Raw genomic sequence first — 16,388 nt, 5'->3', positions numbered from 1 at the left:
GTAGCATAGGAATTATTAACCGAAATTAGGAGACGGCACTGCCGTCTCCCTACAATTAATCGGGGTAGGGACACGGCACTGCCGTCTCCTCTATATCATTCCGGTGTAAGCGGAATTGATATTATTTATTTATATCAATAGTGGCGATCGATCATCTAGAACTTCAAGTCTAAAATCGGTTGGCGACTATGTATAGATAGCCAAAAATTCAGTATTTTTTCCCCGACTTCTTCCGGATAGAAGTGATGAAAAAAATGCCGCCCGTCTGGACATTCCCAAAAGCGATCGCCTTTTTTGAGAAATTTTGACCAGCGGCGCATGACAATAGGAGATACCACAAAATCCGTTTTGCTACTACATATCAACAAAGGTACTTCTACACCTTTATCGCTAGAATTAATCACCCTAAATAAAGAGTGAGGACAGGGAGAACAGGCTAAGTCATCCTCAAAATATGGTATAAATTTTTGATTGATACTTTGATTTTGGAATCCCAGCATATCGCCAACCATTTGACTTAAAACTTGTTTGCCACTCCAGGGAAAAGCTGAAAGATGCGTGTAGTAATGTGCTTGCCAATTAATCGCAGATGGCACACCCACACCTAAAAGTCCCAAAGAACTTACTTTGTGAGGATAGCGACGGGCATACATTAAACCAACTAATCCACTGGTACTGTGGCCTAGGAGGTGAATTGGGCGATCGCGCATTGTTAAAAAGTCGTGCAAAAGCTCAACAGCCATATCCAAAGAACAACCTTCGTCTTCAGTTTGTTCATATTCCCATATTTGCACGGGGACAGAATGATTCAAATAGGCAAGTAGAGAGCGATCGAACCAATGTAAACTCGGGCTTACACTTAACCAAAGTACGTCATCTGAACTGAATTTCATCAATTTTAAGTTGGATATAAAGTTATTTAGAACTTAGTAGACATAACGTTAAAATGTAGCGTGGGCATTGCCCACTTACCCTGAATAAATATGTAGATGGAGATAGCAAGTCTGGATGTTTTGGCACAAACAAAACTTATTTCTTTGAACCGCAGAGGACGCAGAGGACGCAAGAGATGCTCATAGGTTAGCTGGTTGTGGGGCGGGTTCAGAGTATCCGCCCCAAAAATACAGGTATTTTGCAGTTTACCAAACTGCCCTACCGTTAATCCTATATCCCAAATTCTTTTTTGAGTTGAGATACCCAAGCTTTGACGCGCGCTTCCGTCATTTCAGATTGGTTGTCTTCATCAATAGCAAGACCCAAAAACTTGCCATCAACCACGGCCTTAGATTCATTAAAATCATAGCCATCTGTCGGCCAATAGCCAACAGTTTCACCGCCCTGTTCCGATATTTTTTCAGCCAAAATCCCCATTGCATCCATGAAATTATCCGGGTAACCTTCTTGGTCGCCAGTTCCCAAATAAGCTACTTTTTTGCCGCTAAAATCAATATTTTCAATTTCAGGTAAAAAACCTTCCCAGTCGCTTTGTAGTTCGCCGATATTCCAAGTCGGACAAGCGATAATCAGACATTCGTATTCGGCGAAATCATCATTTTCAGCGCGACCGATGTCATGCAAAGTTACGATATCGCCGCCAAATTCATCTCGAATAATTTCAGCTACAGACTCGGTTTTGCCAGTTGTAGTTCCGTAGAAAAGACCAATTGCTTTTGACATTTTTACTCCGAATGTGAAATTTGATAGTGCTTGAGATTTCTGATTTTTGAGTCAGAACTTGGCATTTCTTGCCTGCAATTCAGACAAAACCAGTAAACGCGATTGTGGTTAATCTGAGAAATTAGGGAGTCAAGGCAGCAAGGACACTGTTTTTTCATCTACTTAAAGTTGAAAATTCATCAACCAAGCTGAATCACTCATATCGGGGTCTGGTTCGCAGTCAATTAGTAACAAATTCAGTGTCGTTGTTACTTTTAGACTGCGCGGGATGCCGGCGGGTACAAACACAAATACTCCCGGTGTTAAAGTGACTGTTCGATCGCACACCGTGAGAGTTCCTACTCCTTCTAAGATGGCTATGGTGACATCTTTGGAGCGATCGAGGTCGGGTATTTCGGAATTTTGACCCAAACTCATCAGTTTTTGGCTGTCGGCAGGTTGCCCCTCGCTGATTCGCGAGGCTGACGCGGAAACTATTGCTGCTGTCACGGTGATTGACCTCCAGGTACTGTTAACTTCCGGTACTTATTGCAATTTATATTCAATAAGCTACCATGCAATTCCTGTAAAATATCAATAATTTAATATTAAGATTTGTAACAGAAAGCTGGCTATATGGGCTATAGTGGAAGAGAATACAGCCTTAAATTTAGACACAGCGGTGGTTTTGGGCGATGTAGCGGGAATGGGCGATCGGTAAAATTACAAAATAATTGCAAATAATATGCAATTGTGCCTAAAAAAAATGGGGCGGGTTGTAGAGGGATTTGGTCGATCGCACAAATCTCTCTACAACCCGCCCCCTAATCACAACAGTCAACTATCAACAATTAACCGACTAATTCTTCGCCCCTACCCCAACATACATAATCGATCTATCCTCATTAATTTTGATTTTAAACAACCCAGACTTTTTGTAATCCACATAGTTAGCGATATTAGAGATTAGCACTTGAGAAACTTGTTGGAAACTTGCCGGAGAAGGAAATAGTTGCTTTCCACTTGTAAGATTTTCCCAAAAACCGTGCATCTCGCCTAAAACAGCCCCCATTTCTCCAAACATATCAAAACCTTTAATTTCAATCTTGTCGAAACCCGTATCCCGCATTACCGCAGACAGTTCCTCGGGGGTAATAAACTTTTCCCAATCGTGAACGCCTCGTTTAATTTCCTGCAATGTATTTTCCATCAGTCCAATCATCACAACTTGCGAGGAAAAAGTTCGGTTGATTGTATCGAAAAAGAACACTCCCCCGGGCTTAAGAATTCTGTGAACCTCTGACACAACTTGTTTGTAATCGGCAACGTGTTCTAAAACATCCACGCAGATTACTACATCGAAGGTATTGTCCGTGTAGGGCATATTTTCGGCAAAGCCTTGTCTGTAGTCTATCTCGAAACCGCTAGTAACTGCGTGATTCTGGGCTGCTACAATACATTTGTGCGATCGATCTATTCCCGAAACCACAGCGCCCCTCTCGGCCATAAACTCGCAGGAAAAACCGCCGCCGCACCCAACATCTAAGGTTTTCAGCCCTCGCCAATTGGTCGCGTGTCTGTCGAAAAACTCAAATCTGGGTTTGTTTAGATGGTAGAGAGCATAGATTTTAGCATTTTCGTCCCACCAATTATCAGCATTTTCATCGTAAAATTCTAAATCGTTTTTTACTTCTGTTTTCTGCACGATTTTTTTAGTCCTGATTAGTGGAAGCTCTAGCAGCAGTTGTCAATCGCCACAGTTTTTTATTATAATAGTTTTGGCATAAAATTCAATCTGATGGATCGCGTTTCTATTATCATCCCAACCCTGAATGAAGCGACTTGTCTAGAACGTACCCTCCGCCAACTCAGCATTCTCAATCCTCCGGCTTGGGAGGTTTTGGTGGTAGACGGCGGCAGTCAAGATGAAACAGTGGCGATCGCCCTTACTTCCACAACCCGTGTTATTTTTAGCAGTATGCCGGGCCGTTCCGTGCAAATGAATTTAGGTGCCAAAACCGCCACAGGCGAAATTTTGTGCTTCCTCCACGCCGATACTCTAGTTCCCGACGACATCGTAACAGTCATCCAAAACACATTATCCGATGCCGAAATTGTCGGGGGCGGGTTTATCTCCCTGATGGCTGGTTCGCAGCACACAAGATGGGGTGTTTCGCTGCACAATTACCTTAAAACTTACTACGCGCCGCTGTTATTTCGACCTCATTTGTTTGTTAAAGGATTGCGCCTGCTGTTTGGGGATCAAGTTATTTTTTGCCGGCGTACAGATTTTTGGGAATGTGATGGTTTCGATGCCACGCTGCCAATTATGGAGGAGGCGGATTTGTGTTTAAAGTTAGTGCGACGTGGTAAAATTAAGTTGGTTAATCGAATAGTGCAAAGTAGCGATCGCCGAGTGGCGCATTGGGGCGAATTGAAAGCAACTGCCATCTATCTTGCGATCGGTTTTTTGTGGGGGTTTGGCGTTTCAGCGAAGTATCTCAAGCAGTTTTATGAAGACATTCGCTGAAACACAAAATCTGATTAAATTCCCAGAATGTACTGGCTGTATTTTTTGGGCAAAACTTTCTGCAACAGGTAAATAATCGCCAAACAACCGCACAAAGTCCCTGTCACTAAAAAGCTGAGCTTCAGTAGCGGATGTACGGGATCGATAAATTTATAAAACACTAACAATACATATTGCACGACAGTTGAATCCAGCAGATATATCGGGAATGAATACGCAGCCAAGAGTTTGACTAACCCCGAAACTCTACTGGGAAGTGCGATATTTTTAGAAAATGCGAGGATCGACAAGACGAACAAAATTGCGTATCCTTGGGCAGATAGTTTAAAAAACGAGCGGAAAAACCATCCCTCCGCCGTAACTCCGCTGAGCAGGTAATATTCCCAAATACTCGCTAGATAAAAGAGGACTGTTGCTCCTAAAACTAGCATTTTTCTGCGTTCGAGAACTGGTTGAATTTTGTCATAGGCTGCGCCCAAAAATAGACCTGTTGAAAATGGTAAAATCCAACTAAAAATCCAGCGCTCCATCAAAGGTAGAGGTATTGATATGTATTTGAGAGCGCTCAAGTAAAAGAATATGGTAAAAATTGTTTGAATTGTTAAACCCAATCCCAAAACTTTGATGGGTTCTAAAAATCGTGATTTCACTAGCAGCCACCACCAACCGTAGCATTGAATAATTACAACGATGAAATAATAGGGAGGCATCACGGAGCCTGTCAGAATATTTCTGAGCAATGACAGTAAATCTATTTTTTGGAGTGAGTTCCAATTATTTAAGATGTACAAAGTTACTGACCAAAACAGGTAGGGTGGTATAATTCTTGACAGTCTTTTTTTGACTACCTGTCCGGGATTATTTTGATTGTCGAGTTTGTTAGTGAGGAAAAAACCGCTGAGGAGTAAAAAAGCTGGTACGCAGAACAGTTGAAATGTATCGATGGAGACAAACAAAATTCGGCGATCGCGAAATGCCGCAAACCCAGCATGAGTAATCACAACACTGACTATGGCTAAAGCTCGGATCGAGTCAAATTCCGCAAACCGATTAGAAGCTTTTTGCATGATAAAAAGTAGATTGCAAAAATTATGGTCAAATCAGAATTTTTCTGCCTGATGGATTTTCACCATAGCAAAAAATGGTATATTTGCTCCTATCTTCACAAAAATTATCAATATTCAAACAAGTCTTGCTATAGCAGTGGACAGTTGACAGTTGACAGTTGACAGTTGCACAGTACGGGAATCAAAGCATTTATGCTTAACGGGTATCGGCTCTATTCATGAGGTTATTTATCTGCTCCCCGCCCAGTAAGGATGCTGGGCCATTTCCCTGCCACTCGATCGCGCGATCGCCCGTAAATTCACAAAATTATCGGTAAGTCACACTTTGATTAAAGCAAGTTAACTAACCGTTGTTGTGATGGATGTGCGACGCAGAAACACTATCCAACTGATCTCGCCCATTGCGGATCACGCGCAGCATATCGCTCAGCTTGTGCTCAATATTATCGAGCACTTGGTCAGCATAATCGTCGGCGCCATTTTGAATTTCCTCGCATTCAGCGATCGCCCTGGTTCTCATTTCTTCCAGTTCCTCTTGAGCCTGGTAGCGAATTTGTTCCACTTCCGCCAGCGTCGCCTGCTGAATTGCTTCGCAGTCGAGCAAAACTTGCTGTCGCAACTGATCTGCTTCTATCTTCGCCTGCTGTAGCAGGCCCATATCGTTTAAAAGTTCTGCTGCTCGCTGTTCTGCTGCTTCTATCACTTCTTGAGCGTAGAGTTGGGCTTCTTGGAGCAGTTCGTCTTTGTGTCGGATGACCGTTTCGGCTTCCCCAAAGGCGATCGGCAAATTTAGCCTCACCAAGTCTAATTGATCGAGCAACTGTTCTTCATCCACCAGAGTGCGTCTGGTCATGGGAATGCGCGGGCTGTCGAGAACAATTTCCTCAAGCCGGTTCAATTCCCGCTGGATGTCTACTCCTGCGGTTCTGGTCTCGTCTCCGAAGGCGGCGGTGTTCTGAGGTGATTCGTTCTCAGTGCTGCGTCCGGTAGTGTCGGGTTCGATGCGATTTGGTTCCTGTTGGCGTAACATTTGTAAATATCTAGAGCGACGTGTTTCGGAACAAGATGATCTACGGAGCCACCAAACTTGGCGATTTCTTTAACTACACTACTACTTAAAAAGCTGTACTCGTTAGAAGTTGCCAAAAAAACTGTTTCAATTTCGCCCAGAAGGGTTTTATTGGTGTGGGCCATCTGGAGTTCCATTTCAAAATCCGTTAATACCCGGAGTCCCCGCAGCAGCACTTTGGCTTGTCGAATCTTAGCATAGTTTACTGTCAAACCCTCAAAACTGTCTACTTCTACGTTTGGCAGGTGTTTGGTAGAGCGCAGGATCTGCTCAATCCGTTCTTCTACGGTGAACAGAGGGGTTTTGCTGGGATTTTTGACTACGGTAACAATTATGCGATCGAACAGTTTAGATCCCCGCTCGATAATATCTGCGTGACCGAAGGTAATCGGGTCAAAGCTGCCTGGATAGATTGCAATCACTTGTTTGGCGGGGGAGGGGGAGAGGGGGGGAGGGGGAGAGGGGGAGATGTGGAAAACCTTCCTTTTTCCTTCTGACTGTCAACTGTCAACTGTCAACTGTCAACTGTCAACTGCCAACTGTCAACTGTCAACTGTCAACTGTCTTCTACTTTTTTAGCGAATGAGCTTTGTAGAAAGTTTCGAGGCTTTGCCTGTCGCCCACAAACCGCCAGTGCCAAGGCTCGTAACTGACGCCTTGGCGATTGTTTTTGGGGAAGGACATTTCAAAGCTGAAAGCGGTGGCATTGGCTTCTAGCCATTTGAATGCTTGGGTATTTTCAAAGCTGGGACTGAGGTTGGTATCCGGGGAGGAACCGTCACCAAGGTCGATCGCATAACCGGTATGATGTTCGCTATAACCTGGAGGAGCACTGACTTCGGCTCGCTTGCTGGCATTTTGCCTGCGTTCAGCTTTTACATCAAAAAATACGTGTTGTTGGTCGTCTACGGATCGAAAGCCTGATATGGGAGCAAAATAGATTCCTGATGCGGCGGCAGCGTTGGCCATTTCCTGATATTTTGCTGCTGCTGAAGTGCGGAGTTTGATGCTACCGTCGGAGGTGACATTTACCAAGTCGGCGGCTGGTGCTTCTGGGTAAGGCAAGTGTCCCAGCAGGTTGTCTGGGGTGGCGGCTTTTGAGTTGGTAGCTGGACTCGGAGCAGATCCAGGGGCCAAAGTCGCTGCTGCTGGGCTTTTTTGAGTTGGCTGTGCCCGACTGGTGGCTGGGAAAAAGTTAAAGTTGAGGTGCAGCCAGATGCTGACGCCAAAGGCGACTGCGGCCAATCCTACCAGTTTCCAAATCAGTCCTTTTTTCTTGGACTGACTCCCTCCTGCTTCTAGATATGGGTGGTCTCGTACTGCTTCTGGAATTTCGTCAGCAGCAAGCTCCGAGGCTTGCGGGGTTTTTCTCGACAGACTAGCGTTATCCAAGCCAGCTCCACTCCTGCACTTCAATAAGGCTCAACGTTACAAATTGTATATCTATCTGGGCGATCGCACAGCTACATTTGCCATTGAGAATATATGATACCTTCCTGACTTCGCCCCGTCCCATCCGCCAACTCTCGTATCTATAATATTTGGGCGAGATAATCGCCGATGCGAGGCAAAACTGGTTGAGGCTGGTGGCGCTGGTTTATTTTAAGTGTAATTTGTTACTGTTCCACAAAATCTAAGAATATTATCTGCGATCGACACATCAAACATCCGAGCCAATTCTAGCAGAGCGCCGATGTCAGCCATTGATCTGCTGGGCGATCTGCCCGATCGATCTGACGTAACGCTGAATTTTTATCTGGTTTGTACTTCCATAAAGTCGATCGCACTTGCTCGTAAATTATCCTACGGGCGATCGCCCAAAATCAAACCTTAGCAACCTCCACCAACACAACATCACTAACAGAACCTTTCTCTTCCCGTTCATCCTCGGCAACCGCAACAGATAACTTCAATCCCAGAGTATTCAGCCAATTAGCCAAAGCATAAATTGTCGCCATTCCATTCTGTGACAGCAAACCATCTAATTTTTCCAAGTGCAATTTAGCGTCATCTGCTGACATATTTGGTTCTCCAAGAGCTTCAAATACCTCTTTCAAAGCTGATGGGAAAATCCCAACATCCAAATCTCCCTCTTCTTGCTCATTCAAAAACAGCGTGAGGTAGCCCGCTGCATATACTGAATCTTTAAGCTGTTCAATCAGAAACGGATGGTAAGGTACACTTTTAACCATTGTCTTGACTCCTGTATTTAATCCAATATTTCTTTGCTTTACGAATATCTTCGTCCTGAGTGCTTTTATCCCCTCCACACAGGAGAAGCACTATAGTTGTTTCTACTTGTCCAAAATAGACCCGGTAGCCTGGACCAAAATTAATTTTCAATTCCAAGACTCCTTCTCCCACTGGGCGGTAGTCTCCAAAATTACCTGTACTGACTCGCTTCAATCTCACATTAATCTTGAGTTTAGCTTGAGAATCCCGCAGAGCATAAAACCACTCATCGAAAGGAATCTGACCGTCTGACTTGACGTAACGCTGAATGTCTCTGGGTTGTACTTCCATAAGTGCGATCGCAACTACTCGTTTATGATCATACGGGCGATCGCCCCCAATCAAACCTTAGCAACCTCCACCAACTCAACAGCACTAACAGAACCTTAACCCTTATTCTAGCGACGATCGCACCCCAATCTTGCAGCCGCCCGATCGCCCCTTGACTTCATGCGCTACAATCATTAAGAAATCTTTAGTTAAATCCGTTTAACGTCCCAGACGCATTATGAGTCTTCCCATTCGCAACGTTGCTATCATTGCTCACGTCGATCACGGCAAAACCACCCTTGTGGACGCTCTTCTCAGACAGTCCGGGGTCTTCCGCGAAGGGGAAGAAATCCCAGATTGCGTCATGGACTCCAATGATATCGAGCGCGAGCGTGGCATCACCATCCTTTCCAAAAATACCGCCGTCCGATACAAAGAAACCCTGATCAACATCGTCGATACCCCCGGACACGCCGACTTCGGTGGCGAAGTCGAACGAGTTCTCGGCATGGTAGACGGTTGTTTGCTGATCGTAGACGCCAACGAAGGCCCGATGCCACAAACCCGCTTCGTACTCAAGAAAGCCTTGGAAAAAGGACTGCGCCCGATCGTATTTGTCAACAAGATCGATCGCGATCGAGCCGACCCCCACAAAGCCGTCGATAAAGTTTTGGATCTGTTCCTCGAACTAGGCGCTGACGACGATCAGTGCGAATTTCCCTACCTCTTCGGTTCCGGCTTAAGCGGTTACGCCAAAAAACACCTCGAAGACGAAGGGCTAGATATGAAGCCCCTGTTTGAAGAAATCCTCGACCACGTACCACCCCCAGTAGGCGACCCCAACAAGCCGCTGCAACTGCAAGTAACCACCTTAGATTACTCCGAATACGTCGGTCGCATCGTCATCGGCCGCATCCACAACGGCACGATTAGAATCGGTCAACAAGCAGTCTTAATCACCGAAAGCGGCGCGCTTGTCAAATCAAAAATCAGCAAATTGATGGGCTTTGAAGGCCTGAAGCGGATTGATATCGCAGAATCTTCTGCTGGTAATCTTGTCGCCGTTGCTGGTTTTGCTGATGCCTATATTGGCGAGACAATTACCTGTCCCAACGACCCGCAAGCGCTGCCTTTAATCAAGGTAGACGAACCAACTTTGCAGATGACTTTCTCCGTGAACGATTCGCCGTTCTGCGGTCAAGAAGGTAGTTTGGTAACATCGCGTCAAATTCGCGATCGACTAATGCGAGAACTCCAAACCAACGTCGCCTTGCGCGTCGAAGAAACCGACTCTCCCGACAAATTCCTCGTATCCGGTCGTGGCGAACTCCACCTCGGAATCCTGATCGAAAATATGCGCCGCGAAGGATACGAATTCCAAGTATCCCAGCCGCAAGTAATCTTCCGCGAAGTCGGCGGTCGTCCCTGCGAACCCTTTGAATGTTTGGTCTTAGACGTACCCGAAGAAGCAGTCGGTGGCTGCATCGAACGCCTCGGTCAGCGGAAAGCAGAAATGCAAGATATGCACGTCAGCAGCACCGGTCGCACCCAAATCGAATTTTCAGTCCCCGCACGCGGTTTGATTGGATTCCGAGGCGAGTTCATGCGCTTAACTCGCGGCGCCGGAATTATGAACCACAGCTTCCTCGACTATCGCCCCCTCGGTGGAGAAATTGTCGCCCGTCGCAACGGAGTATTGATTTCCTTTGAAGAAGGAACTGCAACTACTTATTCACTGAAAAATGCTGAAGACCGCGGCGTATTTTTCATTACCCCCGGAACCAAGGTTTACAGAGGGATGATTATCGGAGAAAACAACCGAGATGACGACATGGAGCTGAATATTTGCAAGTCGAAGCAGTTGACAAACCACCGCGCATCTGGCGGTGAAGAATTGGCACAATTGCAAGCACCAGTCGATATGAGTTTGGAACGTGCTTTGGAGTACATCGGGCAGGATGAATTGGTGGAAGTAACACCGAAATCAATTCGCTTGCGGAAGGTGTCTAAGAAGTTAGTCAAACGCTAAAACAAATTAAGGGCGGGCAAAATTGCCCGCTCTTAGTATCAACTTCAAACTAATGTATTTAAAGGCAGTATTAATTTTTAACGCAATCAAAAATAGGTAAAAACGATGTCAACAGTTTATCGTTTAAAAGCCAGCGAACTCGATTTTAATTTTTTAGAACAAATTAAAGCGACTTTTGGAAATAAAGAGATTGAAATAATTGTCTCAGAATGCGATGAAACCGAATATCTTTTGAAATCGGAAGTTAATAAAAACAAACTGTTGAAAGCTATTGAAAATCTTAAAGATAGACAAAATTTAGTTGAAGTCGATCTACAGGATTTGTAATGAGCAGAAGAATTATTTTTGAATCTTCTGCTTTTGCAGATTTTAATGAATGGGCAAAATTCGACAAAAAGATTTATCGCAAAATTGTAGAATTGATTAAAGATATAGATCGATCGCCCTTTGAAGGATTGGGCAAACCTGAACCTCTCAAATACGAGTTAAGTGGTTTTTGGTCGAGACGCATTGATAACGAACATCGTTTGGTTTACCAAGTTACCGATCAAGAAATTGCGATCGCAGCTTGTAAGAATCATTACAGTGAATAAAGCTTTAAGCAATGTAGGAATTACTCTTTTTATCAATTTACTAAATGCGATCGCTCTCAATCTTCTTGCTGAAGTTCTTCTATTATATCAAGTACCTTTTGGTGATTTTCTTCTTCTCCCTGGACACGATATAAATTTTTAGCATGGTGAAAATCGACATCTGCTTTTTGGGAATAGCCCAATTCATAGTGGACAATGCCTCGGTTTAGATAAGCTTGGGCAAAATTTCGTTCAAGCTGAATTGCCTGGGTGTAATCCTCAAGCGCTTTCTCTTTGTTCCCCAACTTAGAGTGAATAACTCCCAAGTTGTTGAATGTTTTAGAATTATTGGGATTCAGCCTAGCTGCCTGGATGTAATCTTCAAGCGCTCTTTGCAGATCGTCTAATTTCAAGAAGTAGACATCACCTCGATTATTCCAAGCAAGGGCATCATCAGGATTTAGTTCAATTGCTTGGGTGAAATCTTTAAGCACTTCTTCCAGATTGCCTATCTCTACATTATTAACACCTCGGTCATTGTAGGCTTGAGCATAGTCAGGATTTAGTTTAATTGCTCGGGTGTGAGCTGCCTGCGCTCCTTGATAATCACCTAATTTAGAAGAAATAATACCCAGGTTGTTGTGAAATATTGCACAATCAGGATTGAGTAATATCGCCTCTTTGTAATCCTCAATTGCTCCTGGATAGTCCCCTAGTTCAGCACGAACAAGAGCCCGGTTATTGTAGGCATTTGCATAATGAGGGTTGAGCTTAATTGCTCGACAGAAATTTTCAATTGCTCCATGAAAATCTCTTTCCTTAGCCTTGTTTATTCCCAGTTTATCGTAATCCTCAGCACATATAGGAGAGTGCGATCGCACCCTCTCGACCACAACCTCGTCACAAAAGTTGTCCAGCACTTCCTCAACTTGCTCAGGTTCAGCATCTTGAAAATCAGAGTTACTCTGTTGTTTTTCCTCTGTCTCAGTTTCAGTGAGTGGATTAGCAATAATATCTCTCCAATCTAGCCCTAGCCTTGTACAAATCTCTTCAAAATTTAAACGGTCAACTGGTTCAGGTTTAAAAAAACGACTAACAGTTGAGCGAGCTATTCCTAACTCTCGCTTTAAAGCAGTCTTATTTAAACTATTTCTGACTAAAGCTTTTTCTGCTTTTTTAATGCCTTCTGGAGATGCCTTTATTCCTCTTATAGCCATAGCCTGACTCCAACACTTATGGCTATTGTAACTGAACGAATGAAAGTCAGACACAAACTCAGACAGAAAGTCGGACACATCAGACAGTTTAGCCGGTCACAATCTCAGACACCGACCCTCGAAGCTAAGGAGGTAGTGATTCACTACTGAAAACTTAGCTGACGGAATTAATCATGTACAACAATAATCTGCACAACAAAGCCGAATTATCCCAGCAACTACCGCCGCTTTCCCAAAAACAGGAATACGACTTCCAAACTCAAAAGAAAGTAGGAAAGACAGGAGAGGCGATCGTAGACAAGTGGTTGCAGATTCATGGCTATCGCATTGAGGATGTCTCAGATTTGCCACAGTATCAGAAAGCAGGTATTGACCGCCGACTAATTCGCCCAAACGGTTCAACTGCAACTGCTGAGTACAAGACTGATATAAAAGCCAAGCAAACTGGAAACTTGTTTTTTGAAGTTTTTGACGATCGCAACCGTCCCTGTTGGGGATGGACTTCGCAAGCGGATCTCTGGATATTTTTCATTCCCCAACAGGAGATATTGGTCGTCGAACCTGGTAAATTCAGGTTGTTAGTTTCGCAGCAACACCCAGAACTCCCGCAGAAAGTAGTACCAAATCGAGGCTACAGTGTAACTGGATTACCTGTTCCATTAGCCAAGGTGCGGAATATTGCCAGTCACGTTTTCAAGTTTCCTGATATTCTTTTCTAAAAAGAGACTCCCTGTTAATCTGGCGATCGCCTACTCCAGGCGATCGCAATTAATTGAGTAATAATACTGAGCAAACGCTAATTGGGCGATCGCTATGTTTTAATAAAAAATTGAGCAAAATCCAAACAAAGCCAGCCATGAGTCCCAAATCCATAGCCGTAATCAACTTCAAAGGCGGTGTCGGAAAGACCACCGTCACCTGGAGTCTAGGAAATATTATATCCCAAGGAACCGACTTAGAAGTCTTGATGTTAGATCTAGACCCGCAAATGTCCCTCACAGAGGCGATCGGGCTTAACGAAAATACGGGTCATTTAGATGATAAGTTTGGTAAGTGGTACGAAAAATCTCTCAAACACAGACTCACAATTTACGACGCCCTCGAAGTCTTTAAAAAAGCCGGACAAAACTTTAAATTTCCCGTTGGTTTCGACACCATTTATCAGATTGACGAACAGTTGCATTTTATCCCTTCAGTTGAAGAATTGTATTGGTTAGACCTCGATGGATTTGAGGGAAAAAGTGTTAAAGACTTCATCCGCCAGTTCAGTGGCAAAATCGCTAACTCTCCCAATCTCCCCAAATACGATTTGATGCTGTTTGACTGTTCGCCTTCCTTCAGTCTCCTCACCTATAGCGTACTTTCTTGCTGCGACTTAATACTGATTCCTGTCAACCCAGATTATTTTGGTTCTCGGGGATTGAGTTTAGTTTTAAACTCGCTCCAAAAACGGATTGAGCCTTACCCGTTTCCCAAGATTGCAGTGTTTATGAATAAAGCTAAAATCTATGGAGGATTGCTGACAAATGAAGTTCAGTTTTACATGAGAGAAGTCAAAAGGCTTTGCGCTGAAATCTCAAAAGACAATAACATAGAAGTGAGATTTTTAGAATCGACAATTCGGGAAAGTGTTGGGCTAAAGCGGGCTATTAATGAGGGAGAATTGCCGCGAGAATTAGTTAGAGAGTTTGAGCAACTTTGGCGCGAGTGTGAGGAGTATCTGAAATGATTAAAAAAGATATGTTGCCTGCTGGCGAGCAAAAAAGCGGAGGGTTGGTTGATGAAATTGGCGAACTTAAGGAGATATTGCGCGAGGTTTCTAAAAAATTAACCAGGATTGAGGCTCAAGTCAAGCGGGGAGGGCTTTCTGCTGGTTCTAAAACTTCTGAATTGCCTGCTGTTGCTGATGTTGAGAAACCTGCTAATTTATCTACTGAAAATGTTCTCGAAGTTTATGAAGAACTGCGCTTGCAAGCTAAGAAGGGTCATGAATTAGAGGTGAGGCAAAAATTGTCGGCTATGAGTGCAACTGATTTGAATTTGATGTGTTGCGAGTTAGGGATGCCGCCCACAAGCAAGAATCCGTCCCGCAAAAAAATGTTCGAGCTAATTATTGGTAGAATTAAGCAGAGTTTGATGCTGTCGCGACATATCGATCGCCAAACACTTTAAACAGTTGACAGTTGACAGTTGACAGTTGACAGTTGACAGTTGACCTGTGATAGCGAAAATTCGAGCTGTCTTTTTTGCTTTCCACTTTCCATTGTCAAGAGGATCAACTAACAAAATGCGTTTGCATAAATTATGGAGGTTTTGGTCGATCGCCCTTATCGCCCTAACACTCGCTCTCGCCCTGTTTTCGAGCCTGCAAAGCCCTCCGACAACCGCAGCCCAAAAATCCCCAAGCATACTGGCGTTTACAGCTCTCCAACAGCGCGAGAGCGAGGTGAGAAACAGTTTATTTACCGTCAACGCTACCAGTTTAGCCCGCCGCGAACTTGCACCCAATATAGATGTTAGCTATACCGTAGTTTGGTCGCCCAAGGGCGATCGACTGGCTTTCGTTGGCACAGACACGGACATTTATACAGTCAACGCTGACGGTTCCGGGTTAACGAAACAGTTTGCTGGGGAGTCTTGCAAAGCAGCTAATTTTGCAATAGCTTGGTTTTCCAACAGCCAAAAACTTGTTTTTGCCCGTTCCTGCGACGGTTTCACCTCGGATTCTCCCGGTAGTCAATCACTTTATACTAGCGACACTTCGGGTATTAAAGGAACTAAATTAGTTCGCAATTGGGAAGTAGGAGGACAACCGGCTAAAACAGAAATTTCATCAGAATTCTATCTTTCTCCTGATGGTGAACAGGTAGCCTTTGTTAAGGATAAAAATATTTATAAAATGAATGCCGACGGTTCGGGCATGACTAAATTAACTCAAAGTCCCGGCGAGTACACATCGGGCGGAAGCGAACTTGTTTGGTCTCGCGATCGCACAAAAATCGCTTTTTTCTCCGGTACCTATCCCCAACAGCAAGTTTACACGATTAATGCCGACGGCACAAACCTCAAAAATTTGACCAACAACCCGCAACATCAAGTCTACAACGTCAAGCTATTTTGGTCGCCCGACAGCAGCCGGATTGCTTACTATCACGGGAAAGCGGGCGATTTGAGCGGGGAAAAGCAGGATATTTGGGCGATCGACATTAACAGCGGAACCGCCAAAAATCTCACCCAAAAACCCCAAAACTACGATGCACTTTCCTGGTCGCCCGATGGCAAACTTATCGCCTTCACTGGCGGAGACTTCAACCAGCAAAAATTATACACAATAAATGCGGAAACTTCCCAGCTAAATCAACTAGCTCCCCGCCTAGGAATGTCTGGAATTTCTGAATTAGCTTGGTCTTATGACAGTCAGCAAATTGCTTTTACTTTGAATGAGAATACAGGTAACAAAAGTAATTTGTATGTAATTAATCGCGACGGTTCGGGATTAAATAAATTGACCAGCGACAAGGATTTAAATGCTGGGAGTCCTGTTTGGAAACCACAGTAAAATTACAATTTATATCATGTCCGTTGAAACTACAACACTACAAATTTTTCTGGACTTACACAAGTCGCATAACATTGGGGTTAATTCTTAGGTATGTAGTTGCGCTTCAGCGCTCTTGTTAATTCTCGAAAATAGCGCTGAAGCGCAACAACGTACCTTTGCATAAGATTAGGGTTAATTCTTAGGT

At 44.1% G+C, this 16,388-nt stretch carries 21 protein-coding genes; 10 read left to right on the top strand and 11 right to left on the bottom strand.

The genetic code is table 11. The annotated features are described in order from the left end of the window. Positions 1–155: 155 nt before the first annotated feature. From JGK14_RS18190 to ubiG, 4 genes are all read right to left on the bottom strand, one after another. Positions 156–893, bottom strand: a complete 738-nt coding sequence (locus tag JGK14_RS18190; protein WP_293184395.1) for an alpha/beta fold hydrolase — start codon at positions 891–893, stop codon at positions 156–158. 271 nt (positions 894–1,164) lie between these two features. Next, positions 1,165–1,677, bottom strand: coding sequence for a flavodoxin FldA (gene fldA, locus JGK14_RS18185; protein WP_293184392.1), 513 nt, complete (start codon positions 1,675–1,677; stop codon positions 1,165–1,167). A gap of 162 nt (positions 1,678–1,839) precedes the next feature. Then, a complete protein-coding gene (locus JGK14_RS18180; RefSeq protein ID WP_293184390.1) occupies positions 1,840–2,166 on the bottom strand; it encodes a cupin domain-containing protein in 327 nt (108 codons plus the stop codon). A gap of 349 nt (positions 2,167–2,515) precedes the next feature. Then, positions 2,516–3,361, bottom strand: coding sequence for a bifunctional 2-polyprenyl-6-hydroxyphenol methylase/3-demethylubiquinol 3-O-methyltransferase UbiG (gene ubiG, locus JGK14_RS18175; RefSeq protein ID WP_293218890.1), 846 nt, complete (start codon positions 3,359–3,361; stop codon positions 2,516–2,518). Between the two features lie 93 nt (positions 3,362–3,454). Here ubiG and JGK14_RS18170 point away from each other — a divergent pair, with 93 nt between their 5' ends. Beyond that, entirely contained in the window at positions 3,455–4,186 is a 732-nt protein-coding gene (locus tag JGK14_RS18170; protein WP_293212974.1) for a TIGR04283 family arsenosugar biosynthesis glycosyltransferase, read from the top strand. 14 nt (positions 4,187–4,200) lie between these two features. On the opposite strand, the gene JGK14_RS18165 is transcribed toward JGK14_RS18170, so the two are convergent. The 4 genes from JGK14_RS18165 to JGK14_RS18150 form a co-directional block, all read right to left on the bottom strand. Next, a complete protein-coding gene (locus tag JGK14_RS18165) occupies positions 4,201–5,253 on the bottom strand; it encodes an acyltransferase (RefSeq protein WP_293184384.1) in 1,053 nt (350 codons plus the stop codon). A gap of 343 nt (positions 5,254–5,596) precedes the next feature. Beyond that, positions 5,597–6,283 (bottom strand): DivIVA domain-containing protein, encoded by a 687-nt coding sequence (locus JGK14_RS18160; protein WP_293184382.1) that lies wholly within the window; start codon positions 6,281–6,283, stop codon positions 5,597–5,599. Further along, the gene (coaD, locus tag JGK14_RS18155) at positions 6,166–6,744 is read right to left on the bottom strand and encodes a pantetheine-phosphate adenylyltransferase (RefSeq protein ID WP_293184379.1); all 579 of its coding nucleotides are present in this window, start codon (positions 6,742–6,744) and stop codon (positions 6,166–6,168) included. Before coaD ends, JGK14_RS18160 begins: the two co-directional genes overlap by 118 nt. Before the next feature lie 145 nt (positions 6,745–6,889). Next, the gene (locus JGK14_RS18150; RefSeq protein ID WP_293218888.1) at positions 6,890–7,714 is read right to left on the bottom strand and encodes a M15 family metallopeptidase; all 825 of its coding nucleotides are present in this window, start codon (positions 7,712–7,714) and stop codon (positions 6,890–6,892) included. A gap of 301 nt (positions 7,715–8,015) precedes the next feature. On the opposite strand from JGK14_RS18150, the gene JGK14_RS18145 reads away from it, so the two are divergent. Beyond that, a complete protein-coding gene (locus JGK14_RS18145; protein WP_293190757.1) occupies positions 8,016–8,156 on the top strand; it encodes a hypothetical protein in 141 nt (46 codons plus the stop codon). Here the strand turns inward: JGK14_RS18145 and JGK14_RS18140 are convergent. Both JGK14_RS18140 and JGK14_RS18135 read right to left on the bottom strand, forming a co-directional pair. Further along, positions 8,146–8,514 (bottom strand): helix-turn-helix domain-containing transcriptional regulator, encoded by a 369-nt coding sequence (locus tag JGK14_RS18140; protein ID WP_293190759.1) that lies wholly within the window; start codon positions 8,512–8,514, stop codon positions 8,146–8,148. The two genes, JGK14_RS18145 and JGK14_RS18140, sit on opposite strands and share 11 nt — an antisense overlap. Then, positions 8,507–8,845: a type II toxin-antitoxin system RelE/ParE family toxin gene (locus JGK14_RS18135; RefSeq protein ID WP_293190761.1), complete on the bottom strand. Its 339-nt coding sequence runs from the start codon at positions 8,843–8,845 to the stop codon at positions 8,507–8,509. Before JGK14_RS18135 ends, JGK14_RS18140 begins: the two co-directional genes overlap by 8 nt. A 2-nt stretch (positions 8,846–8,847) precedes the next feature. On the opposite strand from JGK14_RS18135, the gene JGK14_RS18130 reads away from it, so the two are divergent. From JGK14_RS18130 to JGK14_RS18115, 4 genes are all read left to right on the top strand, one after another. Continuing rightward, positions 8,848–9,000 carry a hypothetical protein gene (locus JGK14_RS18130; RefSeq protein ID WP_325315340.1) on the top strand — a complete coding sequence of 51 codons (153 nt, stop codon included), beginning with the start codon at positions 8,848–8,850 and terminating at the stop codon, positions 8,998–9,000. A gap of 62 nt (positions 9,001–9,062) precedes the next feature. Continuing rightward, a complete protein-coding gene (typA, locus tag JGK14_RS18125) occupies positions 9,063–10,853 on the top strand; it encodes a translational GTPase TypA (RefSeq protein WP_293184370.1) in 1,791 nt (596 codons plus the stop codon). 105 nt (positions 10,854–10,958) lie between these two features. Next, complete coding sequence (locus JGK14_RS18120; RefSeq protein ID WP_293206872.1) at positions 10,959–11,180, top strand: hypothetical protein; 222 nt, start codon at positions 10,959–10,961, stop codon at positions 11,178–11,180. Then, the gene (locus tag JGK14_RS18115) at positions 11,180–11,446 is read left to right on the top strand and encodes a Txe/YoeB family addiction module toxin (RefSeq protein ID WP_293206869.1); all 267 of its coding nucleotides are present in this window, start codon (positions 11,180–11,182) and stop codon (positions 11,444–11,446) included. The genes JGK14_RS18120 and JGK14_RS18115 overlap by 1 nt, the downstream gene beginning before the upstream one ends. A 56-nt stretch (positions 11,447–11,502) precedes the next feature. Here JGK14_RS18115 and JGK14_RS18110 read toward each other — a convergent pair whose 3' ends face one another. Next, complete coding sequence (locus JGK14_RS18110) at positions 11,503–12,642, bottom strand: tetratricopeptide repeat protein (protein ID WP_293206867.1); 1,140 nt, start codon at positions 12,640–12,642, stop codon at positions 11,503–11,505. Positions 12,643–12,815: 173 nt separating this feature from the next. On the opposite strand from JGK14_RS18110, the gene JGK14_RS18105 reads away from it, so the two are divergent. The 4 genes from JGK14_RS18105 (at position 12,816) to JGK14_RS18090 (ending at position 16,201) form a co-directional block, all read left to right on the top strand. Beyond that, entirely contained in the window at positions 12,816–13,361 is a 546-nt protein-coding gene (locus tag JGK14_RS18105; protein ID WP_293206865.1) for a hypothetical protein, read from the top strand. A 137-nt stretch (positions 13,362–13,498) separates the two neighbouring features. After that, the gene (locus JGK14_RS18100; RefSeq protein ID WP_293184347.1) at positions 13,499–14,371 is read left to right on the top strand and encodes a ParA family protein; all 873 of its coding nucleotides are present in this window, start codon (positions 13,499–13,501) and stop codon (positions 14,369–14,371) included. Next, positions 14,368–14,814 (top strand): hypothetical protein, encoded by a 447-nt coding sequence (locus JGK14_RS18095; protein WP_293190806.1) that lies wholly within the window; start codon positions 14,368–14,370, stop codon positions 14,812–14,814. The genes JGK14_RS18100 and JGK14_RS18095 overlap by 4 nt, the downstream gene beginning before the upstream one ends. A gap of 115 nt (positions 14,815–14,929) precedes the next feature. Next, positions 14,930–16,201, top strand: a complete 1,272-nt coding sequence (locus JGK14_RS18090; RefSeq protein ID WP_325315339.1) for a hypothetical protein — start codon at positions 14,930–14,932, stop codon at positions 16,199–16,201. Positions 16,202–16,388 lie beyond the last annotated feature (187 nt).

The sequence above is a fragment of the Microcoleus sp. PH2017_28_MFU_U_A genome (assembly GCF_020738035.1).
Taxonomy (GTDB): domain Bacteria; phylum Cyanobacteriota; class Cyanobacteriia; order Cyanobacteriales; family Microcoleaceae; genus Microcoleus.
The sequence above is the reverse complement of the archived record's forward strand: the minus strand, read 5'-3'. Positions and strand labels throughout refer to the sequence as shown.

What these genes read in the sequence shown, in the direction of transcription:
- JGK14_RS18120 (WP_293206872.1), top strand. Translation starts at nt 10,959, where the DNA reads ATGTCAACAGTTTATCGTTTAAAAGCCAGCGAACTCGATTTTAATTTT.
- JGK14_RS18100 (WP_293184347.1), top strand. Translation starts at nt 13,499, where the DNA reads ATGAGTCCCAAATCCATAGCCGTAATCAACTTCAAAGGCGGTGTCGGA.
- JGK14_RS18190 (WP_293184395.1), bottom strand. Translation starts at nt 893, where the DNA reads ATGAAATTCAGTTCAGATGACGTACTTTGGTTAAGTGTAAGCCCGAGT.
- JGK14_RS18145 (WP_293190757.1), top strand. Translation starts at nt 8,016, where the DNA reads ATGTCAGCCATTGATCTGCTGGGCGATCTGCCCGATCGATCTGACGTA.
- JGK14_RS18110 (WP_293206867.1), bottom strand. Translation starts at nt 12,642, where the DNA reads ATGGCTATAAGAGGAATAAAGGCATCTCCAGAAGGCATTAAAAAAGCA.
- fldA (WP_293184392.1), bottom strand. Translation starts at nt 1,677, where the DNA reads ATGTCAAAAGCAATTGGTCTTTTCTACGGAACTACAACTGGCAAAACC.
- JGK14_RS18135 (WP_293190761.1), bottom strand. Translation starts at nt 8,845, where the DNA reads ATGGAAGTACAACCCAGAGACATTCAGCGTTACGTCAAGTCAGACGGT.
- JGK14_RS18165 (WP_293184384.1), bottom strand. Translation starts at nt 5,253, where the DNA reads ATGCAAAAAGCTTCTAATCGGTTTGCGGAATTTGACTCGATCCGAGCT.
- JGK14_RS18115 (WP_293206869.1), top strand. Translation starts at nt 11,180, where the DNA reads ATGAGCAGAAGAATTATTTTTGAATCTTCTGCTTTTGCAGATTTTAAT.
- JGK14_RS18090 (WP_325315339.1), top strand. Translation starts at nt 14,930, where the DNA reads ATGCGTTTGCATAAATTATGGAGGTTTTGGTCGATCGCCCTTATCGCC.
- JGK14_RS18170 (WP_293212974.1), top strand. Translation starts at nt 3,455, where the DNA reads ATGGATCGCGTTTCTATTATCATCCCAACCCTGAATGAAGCGACTTGT.
- JGK14_RS18105 (WP_293206865.1), top strand. Translation starts at nt 12,816, where the DNA reads ATGTACAACAATAATCTGCACAACAAAGCCGAATTATCCCAGCAACTA.
- JGK14_RS18160 (WP_293184382.1), bottom strand. Translation starts at nt 6,283, where the DNA reads ATGTTACGCCAACAGGAACCAAATCGCATCGAACCCGACACTACCGGA.
- JGK14_RS18095 (WP_293190806.1), top strand. Translation starts at nt 14,368, where the DNA reads ATGATTAAAAAAGATATGTTGCCTGCTGGCGAGCAAAAAAGCGGAGGG.
- typA (WP_293184370.1), top strand. Translation starts at nt 9,063, where the DNA reads ATGAGTCTTCCCATTCGCAACGTTGCTATCATTGCTCACGTCGATCAC.
- JGK14_RS18140 (WP_293190759.1), bottom strand. Translation starts at nt 8,514, where the DNA reads ATGGTTAAAAGTGTACCTTACCATCCGTTTCTGATTGAACAGCTTAAA.